This window comes from Streptomyces hebeiensis (genome assembly GCF_052983195.1).
Genome location: NZ_CM129812.1, coordinates 5,193,722 through 5,206,326, shown reverse-complemented (window position 1 = coordinate 5,206,326; position 12,605 = coordinate 5,193,722). Strand labels below are relative to the sequence as shown.

Annotated in this window: 2 protein-coding genes; both read left to right on the top strand. The window is 73.8% G+C overall.

The window, feature by feature from the left end; translation table 11 throughout:
* The first annotated feature begins 15 nt into the window (after positions 1-15).
* Positions 16-5,190, top strand: coding sequence for a non-ribosomal peptide synthetase (locus ACU6P3_RS22435; RefSeq protein ID WP_447193837.1), 5,175 nt, complete (start codon positions 16-18; stop codon positions 5,188-5,190).
* A gap of 10 nt (positions 5,191-5,200) precedes the next feature.
* Positions 5,201-12,604, top strand: a complete 7,404-nt coding sequence (locus ACU6P3_RS22430; RefSeq protein ID WP_447193836.1) for a non-ribosomal peptide synthetase — start codon at positions 5,201-5,203, stop codon at positions 12,602-12,604.
* Position 12,605: the final 1 nt, after the last annotated feature.

Sequence of the window (12,605 nt, the reverse complement as noted above, 5' to 3'; positions counted from 1 at the left end):
CGAGCCGAGGTGACCATGAACCACCCCCCGAGCCCGGACGCCGGCCTGCCCGAACTGGTGGCCCGTCAGGCGGCGCTGACCCCCGACGCCCCGGCGGTCGAGTCGCCCGAGGGCGCGCTGACCTACCGGGAACTGGACCGGGCGGCCAACCGGCTGGCTCACGAGCTGCGCGCCCGCGGGGTGCGCCGCGACGATGTCGTGGCCATCTGCCTGCCGCGGCGCCCCCGCCTGGTGGTGGCGCTGCTCGGAGTCCTGCGGGCAGGCGGCGCGTTCATGCCGTTGGACCCCGCCCATCCGGCCCAACGACTGGCATGGATGCTCAAGGACGCGGGCGCGCGCCTGCTGCTGGTGGACACCGAGCCGCCGGTCGTCCGTCCCGAGGTGCCGGTGCTGCGGCTCACCGCCGCGCGAGCCGCGATCGACACCCGGCCGGCCACACCCGTGGCGGGTGCGATCGATCCGGACGGCCTTGCCTACGTCATGTACACCTCCGGCTCGACCGGGCGCCCCAAGGGGGTGGCGGTGGTGCACCGGGGAATCGGCAACCGGGTCCGCTGGGCCGTCGGCCGCTACGCGTTCACAGCCGCCGACCGGATGCTCCAGAAGACGTCCGTCACCTTCGACGCCTCGGTCTGGGAGTTCTTCGGGCCGCTCGTCAGCGGCGGAACGGTGGTGCTCGCGCCCGACGGCACCGAGCGGGATCCCGCGCTCACGGCCGAGGTGCTGGCACGGGAGCGGATCACCGTGCTGCAAGGGGTTCCGACGTTCCTCAGCGCACTCACCGACGAGCCCGGCCTGGCGGACTGCACCTCGCTGCGGCTGCTCTTCTCCGCCGGCGAACCGCTCTCCGACGAGCTGGCCGTCCGGCTGACCACACGGCTTCCCGCCACCCTGGTCAACACCTACGGTCCGACCGAGTGCTCGATCGACGTCACCTCGTGGGAGTTCGACGGCCCGGGCACCGGCACCGTGCCCATCGGCCGGCCGCTGGACCGCACGCGGGCGGAGGTCCTCGCGCCGGACGGCACGCGCGCGGCCGCCGGCGAACTGCACGTGGCCGGGGCGGGCCTGGCCCGCGGCTACCTCGGCAGCCCCCGGCTGACCGCCGACCGGTTCGTCCCGGACCCGTACGGTCCGCCCGGCGCCCGCGCGTACCGGACCGGCGACCGGGTGCGCCGCCGCGAGGACGGCGTGCTGGAGTTCGCGGGCCGGATGGACCACCAGGTGAAGATCCGCGGTATCAGGGTCGAACCGGGTGAGGTGGAAGCCGTACTGGCCCGCCATCCCGCCGTGGCGGCGGCCGTGGTCGTCCCCCGCCCGGGACCGGACGGCCGTCCCTGGCTCGTCGGGTACGTGGTACCGCGTGCCGAGCCACGCCCCGGGCCGTCCGCCGAGCCGCCCGCGCACCGGACGCCGCCCACGTCCCGGGAGCTGCGCGCGTACCTGCTGGACCGGCTCCCGGACGCCTATGTGCCGTCCGTCCTCATGACGCTGGACGCGCTCCCGACGACCAGCAGCGGCAAGACCGACAGGACCGCCCTCCCGGAGCCCGGTGCCGTCCGCGCCACCGGAACAGTCGCGCCGGACACCCCCGAGGAGAAGCTGGTCGCCGAGCTCATGGCCGAGGTGCTCGGACTCCGGACGGAGACGGTCGGTGCCGAGGAGGACTTCTTCGAGCTGGGTGGTCATTCCCTGCTCGCGATCCGCCTCGCGGGGCGGCTCCGCGCCGCCCTGGGCGTCCCCGTGTCCGTACGGACGGTGTTCGAAGCGCGCACCGTGGCGGCGCTGGCCGAGCGGCTGTCGCACCTCACCGCGGACGAGACCGGCGGCCGTATCGAGGTGCCCTCCGACGAGGAACGGTCCCCCGGGGCCCTGTCCTTCACCCAGCAGCGGCTGTGGTTTCTCGACCGGCTCAGCCCGGGTGCCGCCGAATACCAGGTGACCTGGGCGTTCCGCCTGCGCGGACCACTGGACACCGATGCCCTGGGCGCCGCCGTGGACGACCTGGTGGCGCGCCACGAGATCCTCCGCACCCGCTACGTGACCGGTCCGGACGGTGCTCCGCGCCAGGTCGTGTCCCCCGCGGAGCCGGTCCCGCTGCCGGTCACCGACATCGCCGGCCCACCCCGGGGCGCAGGCCGGGAGCGGAGCGAGGCGCGCGTGCGGCACCTGATCCGGTCGCTGGCCCGGCGCCCGTTCGATCTGTCCGCGGGAGCGCCGTTCGCCCCGCACCTGATCCGTGTCGGCGCGCGCGACCACGTCTTCGTCCTGCTGATGCACCACATCCTCACGGACGACTGGACCGAGGACATACTCGCCACCGAGCTGTCGCGGCTCTACCGCGCCCGTGCCGCCGGGCGGCCACCGGCGCCGCGGCCGTCCCTCCTGAGGTACGCGGATTACGCCGCCTGGCAGCGCGCCCGGCTGTCCGGCCCCGCCCTGGACGCCGATCTCGGGTACTGGCGTGAGCGGCTGAGCGGGGTGCGGCCCCTGGACCTGCCCACCGACCGGCCGAGGCCGGCCGTGCGGGACGGGGACGGCGGCGTCGTGCGCGAGGTGCTGCCCGCCGAGGTGGCACGGCCGCTGCTGCGCCTGGGCCGGGAGCGGGGTGCCACCTCGTTCATGACCTTCCTGAGCGTCTTCTACGCGCTGCTGGGGCGCTACACCGGTGCGACCGACCTGGCCGTCGGCACCGTGGTCGCCGGACGTGACCACCCGGAACTGGAGGACGTCGTGGGGTGTTTCGTCAACACCCTCGTCCTGCGGGCCGACCTCTCGGACGACCCGACGCCGGAGCGGCTGATCAGCCGGGTACGGAACCGCGTCCTCGACGCGTTCGGCCATGACCGGCTCCCCTTCGACCGGCTGGTGGACGAGCTGGCTCCGCGCCGTGACCTCGCGCGGTCGCCGCTGGTCGACGTCACCTTCGGGGTACGGGAGGCGGCGCCCCGGCCCCTGACGCTGACCGGCGTCGACGTCCAGCCCTTCGAAACGGACCACACCGGCGCCAAGTTCGACCTGACCGTCCTCCTCACCGTCCGTCCCGACGGCGGGTACGCAATGGAGCTTCAGTACGCCACGGAGTTGTTCGCCGAGGCCACCGTGCGCCGGATCGCCCGCCACTTCCGGGCGCTCGCCGCGGCGATGGCGGCCGGGGCCCGCCGGCCGCTGAGCCGGCTGCCCGTGCTGGACCGTGACGAACGCGAGCGGCTGCTCCACGGCTGGAATCCACCGCGCACCCCGCACACGTCGTCCACGCGCCTCGAACCGGAGTGTGCTCACGAGGCGTTCGCCGCCCAGACCGCCCGCACCCCCCGGGCCCTCGCGGTGGCCGGCGACGGCGAACACCTCACCTACGCCGAACTCGCCGCACGCGCGGACGCGCTGGCACGGCGGCTGGTCGCCGCGGGCAGCCGGCCCGAAGCCCCGGTGGCCGTCCTGCTGGACCGGTCGGCGGCAGCCGTCACGGCCCTGCTGGCGGTCTTCCTGGCCGGCGGGGTGTTCGCGCCGCTGGATCCCGCGCAGCCGGCCGGGCGCCTGGCGTCGCTGCTGGAGGAGCTTCGGCCGTCGGCCGTGCTCACGGACAGCGGGACGCTGTCCGGCCTGGGAGAGCTGCCCGTACCGGCGGTGCTGGTGGACACACCGGACCAGGTTCCGCCCGTCGAGCTGCCGCCGGGCGATCCCGGCCGGCTGGCGTATGTCGTCCACACCTCCGGTTCGACGGGCCGCCCGAAGGCCGTCATGATCACGCACCGGGCGCTCACCCACCACGTGCGGGCCATGGCCACCGGGCTCGGCTACCGGTCCGACGACCGGGTGGTGTTCCTCGCGCCGCTGTACTTCGACCCGGCCCTGGAGCAGATGCTGGCACCGCTGCTGCTCGGGGCCACGGTGGTGGTCGCCGGTCCCGGCCTGGTGCCCCCCGCCGAACTGCCCGCGCTGATCGAGCGGACCGCGGCCACGCAACTGGCCGTCGTCCCGCACTACTACCGCGAGCTGGTGGCCGAGGTCACGCACCGCGACCCCCGGCTGGGCACCCTGCGGAACATGGTCGTCGCCGGTGACGTGATCACCCACGAGGACGCCCGGCGCTGGTTCGCCACCGGGCTGGACGCCGGATTCGTCACCCTCTACGGAGCGACCGAGGCCACCGTCGCGGCGCTGACCCAGCAGGTGGGCGAAGCCGGTCCGCACGCCACCGGTTCCCCGGACAAGGGCGTTCCGCTGGGCCGTCCGCTGCCCGGAGCGCGGGTGTACGTACTGGACGGGCGGATGGAGCCGGTCCCCCTCGGGGTGGCCGGTGAGGTGTTCCTCGGCGGCCCCCGGCTCGGCCGGGGCTATCTGCGCCGACCGCGCGCCACCGCCGACCGGTTCGTACCCGATCCGTACGGCGGTGGGGCCGGCGAGCGGCTCTACCGGACCGGGGACCTGGCCCGCCGGCGCGCCGACGGTGCCCTCGAGTTCCTCGGCCGGGTGGACGCACAGGTCAAGATCCGCGGATTCAGGGTCGAACTCGGGGAGGTCGAGGCGCACCTGGCCCGGCATCCGGCCGTGCGGGCGGCCGCCGTGGCGGTCCACAGCCTGCCGGACGGCGGGCGCCGGCTGATCGGTTACGCGGTGCCCCGTCCGGACCCGGCCGACGCGGCCGGATCGGCCGGATCGGCCCGCCTGACCGGTGCCGAGCTGCGCGCCTTTCTGCGTGACCGCCTCCCCGAGTACATGGTGCCCGCGGCGTTCGTGTTCCTCGGCGAACTGCCGCTCGGGGCGAGCGAGAAAGTGGACCGCAAGGCGCTGCCACTGCCGGATCCCCAGCCGGAGGACGAGGAGTTCGTGGCGCCGCGCGACGAGATCGAGGAAGCCGTCGCCGGGGCGTGGGCCGCGGTGCTCGGGGTCGAGCGGGTGGGAGTGCGGCAGGAGTTCTTCGATCTCGGCGGCCACTCCCTGCTCGCCACGCGGCTGGCGGCGCGGCTGCGGGACCTGTTCGGGATGGACGTACCTCTCCGTCTGCTGTTCGAGGCGACCACCGTCGCCGCCCAGACGGACGCACTGGCGCGACTCGCGGAAGCCGAAGCCGAAGCCGGAGCGGAAGCCGGAACCGGAGCGGGCGCGGATACAGCGGCCGGCGCGGGAGCGGGAGCCGTGGCCGGGACCGCGCCGGCCCGCCCCGGCCCAGCCGTCACACGATCGTAGGGATGTTCACATGAGCCTTGACCAGCCTGAGCGCGAGCGCGACCGAGAGGCGAGCCGTGGCGCACGGCTGCTCCGCGACCGTCTGCGGCAGCGTGCCTCGGCGCCGGTGCCGAACGGGTCCGCCATCGAGGTGGCACCCCGGGACGGATCGCTGCCGCTGTCCTCCGCCCAGCGCCGCTTGTGGGTGCTGGACCAGCTCCGCCCGGGCGGCACCGAGTACCTCGTACCGCTGGTGTTCCGTCTGACGGGCCCCCTGGCCGAGGCGGACATCCGCCGCGCGCTGAACGAACTGGTGCGCCGCCAGGAGATCCTGCGTACCCGCTACACGCTCGGCGACGACGGTGAACCCGTGCAGACCATCGATCCGCCGTCCCCCGTCGACCTGCTGACCGACGACCTCACCGGCGCGAGCCCCGATGACGTGGACGCGTTGCTGTACGCGGACAGCGCCACGCCGTTCGACCTGGCCGCCGGCCCCGTCCTGCGGGCGCGGCTGATCAGGCTGGCGGCCGAGGAGCACGTCCTGGCGATCGTCGTGCACCACATCGCGGTGGACGGCTGGTCCGGCGGTCTGCTCGCCCACGAACTCGCCACCCTGTGCGCCGGGGAGTCGCTGCCCGAACCGCGACTGCGCTACGCCGACTTCGCCGTCTGGCAGCGCGCCCACGCCTCCGACGATTTTCTGGGCCGGGGACTGGAGTACTGGGTGGGGCAACTGCGCGACCTGCCCGCACTGGAGCTGCCCACCGACCGGCCCCGCCCCGCCGTCTGGGAACCCGCGGGGGCGACCGTCACCTTCGGGATACCGGCCGCGCTGGCCGGCCGGGCGGGTGCGCTGGCCGGTGCCCACCAGGCGACCCCCTTCATGGTCTACCTGGCCGCCTTCTGGTCCCTCCTGCACCGGTACACCGGCCAGGCCGACTTCGCCGTCGGCTCCCCGATCGCGGGCCGGACCCACGCCGACACCCACGACCTGATCGGCCTCTTCGTCAATACGCTGGTCCTGCGCGCGGACCTGTCCGGCGACCCGGACTTCGCCGAACTGCTCCGACGCGCCAGGGCCACCGCGGTCGACGCCTACGCTCATCAGGACGTGCAGTTCGAGCGCGTCGTCGACGCGCTGGCCGTCGGCCGTGACCTCGCCACCCATCCCCTGACGGGCGTCAACTTCGTTCTGCAGAACAACGAGCCGTTCCGGTTCGAGGCGGGCGCCCTCACCGGGGAGCTGATCCCCCTGGAGCAGAGACACGCCCAGTTCGACCTGACCTGGGCGCTGGAGGAGCACTCCGACGGCTCGGTGACCGGATCGGTGACCTTTCCCCACTCCCTGATGGACGCGGACACCGTACGGCGGATGGGCGAGCACTACGTCCGGCTGCTCGACGCGGCCGTACGGGAGCCGCGCACCCGGATCAGTGAGCTCCCGCTGATGAGCGAGGAGGAGGCACGCCGGGCGGGGCGGGGAGGACGGGGGACACGCCCCCCGGCCGCTGCGGCGCCCGTCACCACCTGCCTGCACGAGCGGTTCGCGGCACAGGCCGCGGCGCGTCCCGAAGCCGTCGCGCTCACCTTCGACGGCGAGCCGTTGACGTACGGCGAACTGGACGCCCGCGCCAACCGCCTGGCGCACCGGCTGCGCGCGGCCGGTGCCGGGCGGGAGGAACTGGTCGGGATCCGGCTGCCGCGCGGGATCGATCTGATCGTCACGGTGCTGGCGACGCTCAAGGCGGGCGCGGCGTATCTCCCGCTCGATCCCGCGCTCCCCGCCGAGCGGATCGACTACCTCGTCCGCGACGCCTCTCCCCGGGTGATCGTCACCGACAGCACGCCGGCGAAGGGGGCGGCGGAGACCGCCCACCGGGTGCCCGGCGGGACCGTCGTCCTCGACGACCCCGTCGAGCGGGCCCGGATCGCCGCGTCGCCGGACCGGGCCCCGGCGTCCGACACGCACCCGGACGACCTCGCGTACGTCATCCACACCTCGGGTTCCACCGGCCGTCCCAAGGGCGTTCAGGTCACCCACGCCAATGTGGTCCGGCTCCTGACCACCGGCAAGGACGAGCACGGCTTCGGCCCGGACGACGTGTGGGCGCTGTTCCACTCCTACGCCTTCGACTTCTCCGTCTGGGAGATGTGGGGCGCGCTCTTCCACGGCGGTCGCCTCGTGATCGTCCCGCATGAGGTGACGCGCTCACCGTGGGACCTCGCCGGTCTGCTGGCGGACGAGGGGGTGACCGTACTGAACCAGACTCCGTCCGCGTTCCGGAACCTGGCGGAGCTGACGGCCCGGAACGAGCCGGTGCTCGACCGTCTCCGGCTGCGCCTGGTCGTCTTCGGCGGGGAAAAGCTCGACGTGGACACACTCCGGCCGTGGTGGGAGCGGTTCGGCGACCGTGCGCCGCTGCTCGTCAACATGTACGGCATCACCGAGACCACCGTGCACGTCACCTCCCGGCCGCTGGGCCGGGACGACCTCGGCGGGCACCGCAGCCCGATCGGCCTCCCGCTGCCGGACCTCACCCTGCACGTGCTCGACGCGCGCATGCGGCCGGTTCCCCCCGGGGCGCCCGGCGAACTCTACGTGGGCGGCCCGGGCGTCACCCGCGGATACCTCGGCCGGCCGGCCCTGACCGCGGAGCGGTTCGTCCCGGACCCCTTCGGCCCGCCGGGTGCGCGGCTCTACCGCTCCGGGGACCAGGCCCGCGTGCTGCGCGACGGGGACATCGGCTTTCTCGGGCGGTCGGACGACCAGGTGAAGATCCGTGGTTTCCGTATCGAGCCGGGAGAGATCGAGGCCTGCCTGAGCGGACACCCCGACCTGACGGCCGCGGCCGTCACCGTGCACGAGTCCGCTCCCGGCGACCGGCAGCTCGTCGCCTACGCGGTCCCCAAGGACGGTGCCGAGGTCGCGGTGGCGGACCTGCGGCGGTACGTGGCCGCGCGGCTGCCCGGCTACATGGTGCCGGCGACGTTCATGTCCGTACCGAAGCTCGCGCTCACCGCCAACGGCAAGCTGGACCTCGGCGCGCTGCCCAGCCCCGACGCGTCGGGGCACGAGGCGGCGGACGCCTTCGTCGCGCCGCGTACGGCCACCGAGGAAACCATGGCCGCGGCCCTGGCGGAGGTGCTCGACGGGCCGCGGCGGATCGGTGTCCACGACAACTTCTTCTCGCTCGGCGGGGATTCGATCCGTGCCGTCCGCCTGGTCGGCCTGTTGCGCGCCCGTGGGCTGCCGTACTCCGTACAGGACCTGTTCCGTCACCAGACCATCGCGGAACTGGCCGCCTCCCGGGGCGCGTCCCCGGCGGAGGTGGTGGGTGTCCCGCCGTTCTCGCTGATCAGCGCGGAAGACCGGGCCAAGGTCCCGGAGGGGGTGAGTGACGCCTACCCGCTCGCCCGCGTACAGGCCGGCATGGTCTACGAGATGCTCTCCGACTCCGAGCGGAACCTGTACCACAACATCACCAGCTACCTCATCCGCGATGACGGCCCGTTCGACAGCGAGGCCCTCGAGGCGGCGTCGAACACGGTGGTGGCCCGGCACGAGATCCTGCGGACCGGCTTCGACCTGCACACCTTCTCGGAGCCGCTGCAGTTGGTGTACGCCTCCGCCGAGGCCGAGTTCGGCCACGCGGATCTCAGGGGCTCCTCCGCCGAGGAGCAGAGGGCCTTCATGGACCGGTTCCGGGCGGCGGAGCGCGGGCGCCTGTTCGAGCCGGGCGAGGCCCCGCTGATCCGGGTGCACGCCCATCGCGTCGCGGACGACCGGTTCCATCTCTCCCTCACCGAACACCACGCGGTGCTGGACGGCTGGAGCCACAATTCCGTTCTCTCCGAGATCATCGCGTGCTACCGGGCCGTCCGCGCCGGCCGGAAGCCGTCGGTGACGGCGCGGACCACCGTCCGGTACGCCGACTTCATCGCGCAGGAGCGGCTCAGCCTCGACGGCCCGGCGGACCGCGCGTTCTGGTCGGGGCGGCTGGAGAACGCCGTACGGCTGACGATTCCGCCGGCCTGGGCCGATCCGGACGGTCCGGGCGACTACCACCTGCGGGTCCCCTACCGGCACCTCGAAGGGAAACTGCGGCATCTCGCCGGGCTGGCCCGGGCCTCGCTCAAGAGCGTGCTGCTCGCCGCCCATGTCGCCGTGTGGCGGACGTTCGCCGAGGGCGACGGCTTCTACTCCGGCCTGGTGTGCAACGGCCGCACCGAGGTCCAGGGCGGGGACCAGGTCCGGGGCATGTTCCTCAACCCGGTGCCGCTGGTCGCCCCCGGGCCGGCACGGACCTGGCGGGAGCTGGTCCGCGAGGTGTTCGCCCGGGAAGTCGAGCTGTGGCCGCACCGCCGCTTCCCGATGCCCCAGTTGCAGCACGAATTCGGCCGGGGCGACCGGCTGTTCGACGTGGCCTTCAATTACCTCGACTTCCATGTGCTGGACCGCACGGCCGTCGACACCACCGACACCACCGACATCAGCCTGAACGAGTTTCCGCTGTGCGTGCTGACCGAGGCCGGTGACCTGGTCCTGGTGGCCAAGTCCAGCCGGATCGGGGAGCGGTACACCGCGCTGCTCGCCGAGATGTACCGGTCGGTGCTGGACCTGATGGCCGCCGATCCGGACGGCGACGCCCGGGTCTCCCTGCTGCCGGAGGAGGAGCGCCGGCGGCTGCTCGCCGAGGGCAACGGTCACGACGGCACCACCCATGACGGCACCACCCACGACGGCACCGCCCATCAGGCCGTGGGGGCCGTCGGGCCCGCCCTCGCGGTGCACGAACTCGTCCACGAGCAGGCCCTGCGGGCACCGCGGGCGGTGGCCCTCGAACACGGCGAACACCGCATGAGCTATGGGGAGTTGCGGCAGCGGTCCGGCTCCTGGTCGGCACACCTGCGGGCGCTGGGCGTGCGAGCCGGTGATCCGGTCGGCGTATGTCTGCCCGCCGACGACCCGGAACTGGTGGCGGCCGTACTCGGCATCGTCGGCATCGGCGCCGCGTACGTACCGGTCGACCCCTCGCATCCCGCCGCACGCAACACGGCGATCCTGACCGGGGCGGGGGTGGCCGTCGTGGTGGCGGACGCGCCGGTACGGACACAGGTGGGGGCCCAGGCGGGCTCGCTCAGGACGGTGCTCCCCACCGACGTCGGCGACCTCGTCACCGAAGCCGCGCCGCGGCCGGCCCACCCCGAGGAGCTGGTCTACGTCGTCCACACATCGGGATCGAGCGGCCGCCCGAAAGGCGTGACGGTGCGGCACGCCGCCTTCTCCGGCCGGGTGCGCTCGATGATCCGGGACATGGCTCTCACCTCGGACGACACCGTGGTCACGGTGGTGCCGACGACCACCGACGTCTGGCAGCTGGACGTCTTCGTCGCCCTGGCCGCCGGCTGCAGGCTGGTCCTCGCCGGCAACGACTACGCCCAGGACCCCCTCTCGCTCGCCGAGGTGCTCCGCTCGCGCGGGGCCACCCTGATGCAGGCGTCACCGACGACCTGGAAGATGCTGGACGAGACCGGCTGGACCGCGCCGCCGGGCTTCCGCCGCGTCTCCGGCGGGGAGTCGCTCGGGACCGGACTGACCCGGCGGCTGGGCGCCACCGAGGCCGGGGTGTGGGACATGTACGGTCCGGCCGAGGCGACCGTGTACTGCTTCGGCAGCCGGTACGCCCCGGACACGCCCCCGGCGTGGGTCCTGCCCGCCCACACCGCCTGCTACCTGCTGGACGACCGCCTCGAGCCGGTGCCGTACGGGGTGGCCGGACAGATCCATGTCGGCGGCGGGGGGCTGGCCCGGGGGTACCTGGGCCGCCCGGCCGGCACCGCGGACGTGTTCCTGCCGGACCCGTACGCCGCCGTCCCGGGCAGCCGCATGTACGCGACGGGCGACATCGGCCGACGGCTGGCGGACGGCCGTATCGAGGTCCTGGGCCGCCGTGACCACCAGTTGAAGATCCGTGGCTTCCGCGTCGAGCTGGGCGAGGTCGAGGCGGCGCTCACCGCGCACCCGGGGGTCCGCTCGGCCGTGGCGCGTCCGGTGCCCGGTCCCGAGGGGGCCCAGCAGCTCGCGGCCTACGTCATCGCACGCGAGGACAGGCTCCCGCCCGGTGAACTGGCCCGGTACGCCCGCACGGCCCTGCCCGGTCACATGGTGCCGACCCACTTCGTCCCCATGGAGACCTTCCCCCGGCTCGCCAACGGCAAGGTGGACCGCAACGCGCTGCCCGCGCCCGACACCGCGCGGCCCCAGGGCGACACGGAGTACGTGCCTCCCGTCGGACCGGTCGAGGAGGCCATCGCCTCCGCCTGGGCCGAGGCCCTCGGTGTCGAACGCGTCGGCAGGGACGACGACTTCTACGCGCTGGGCGGTCATTCCCTGCTCACCATGCGGATCACGGCCCGGCTCGCCCGCACCCACTCCATCGAGCTGGCCTTCCGGGACTTCCTCCGGCACCGTACGGTGCGGGCGATGGCACGTCAGGTGGCGTCCCGTACCGCCGCGGCACAGGCCGTGGCCCCGGGGCCCGGCCGGCAGGAGTCCCCGCCGGCTCCCGCGGAGGAGCCCTCCCCGCTGATCTGGCTCGGTGACACCGGCGAGGGCGACCCGCTGTTCTGTGTGCATCCCGGTGGCGGAAGCGCTCACTGGTACCGGCATCTGGCCGAGGTCTACGCCGGCGAACGTCCCGTGGCGGCCTTCGAGTGGCCGGGGCTGCACAGCGACGCCCCGGCCCCGGAGAGCCTCGCGGAGGTCGCGGCGGCCTATGTCGCCGCGCTGAGAAGGGAACGGCCCCACGGTCCGTACCACATTCTCGGCTGGTGCGGCTCCAGCGGCATCGCCTGGGAGATGGCACGCGCACTGCGCGCGGACGGGGAACGCCCCCGGCTGATCCTCATCGACCCGATCGAGTACCCCTCCACCGGCGTCAACCCGCTCGCGGAGAACGTGGCACAGCTGCGGCGGGCCGGCGCGGCGCTGACCCGGCTGCGGGAGTCCGCGGACGGCCCGGAGCGCGCCCGGACACGGGACGAACTGCTGGCGGCGCTGCGCACGATCGTCGACGACGGGGACACCGTGTTCGGGGACGAGGCCCTCGACCTGGACCTGGTCCACGGCTGGAGCCATCGGCTCAGGTCCTGGCGGGAGATGGCCGAGCTGCGGCTGCACTACCGGTTCCCGCGGTACGCCGGCGCGGTGGACGTACTCGTCTGCCAGGAACTCGCCGAAGGCGGGTACGAGGACATCATCGGCCGGACCTTCGACCGCTACCTCGACCAGTGGCGCGCCCTGGCGGCCGGCGGAATCCGGTCCGGCCGGATTCCCGGCGACCACCGCAGCGCGCTCTTCCCGCCCCACGTATCCACCCTGGCAGCACGGCTGGACCAGGTCATCGAACGTTCCCCGAGCGGTGAGGAGTGAC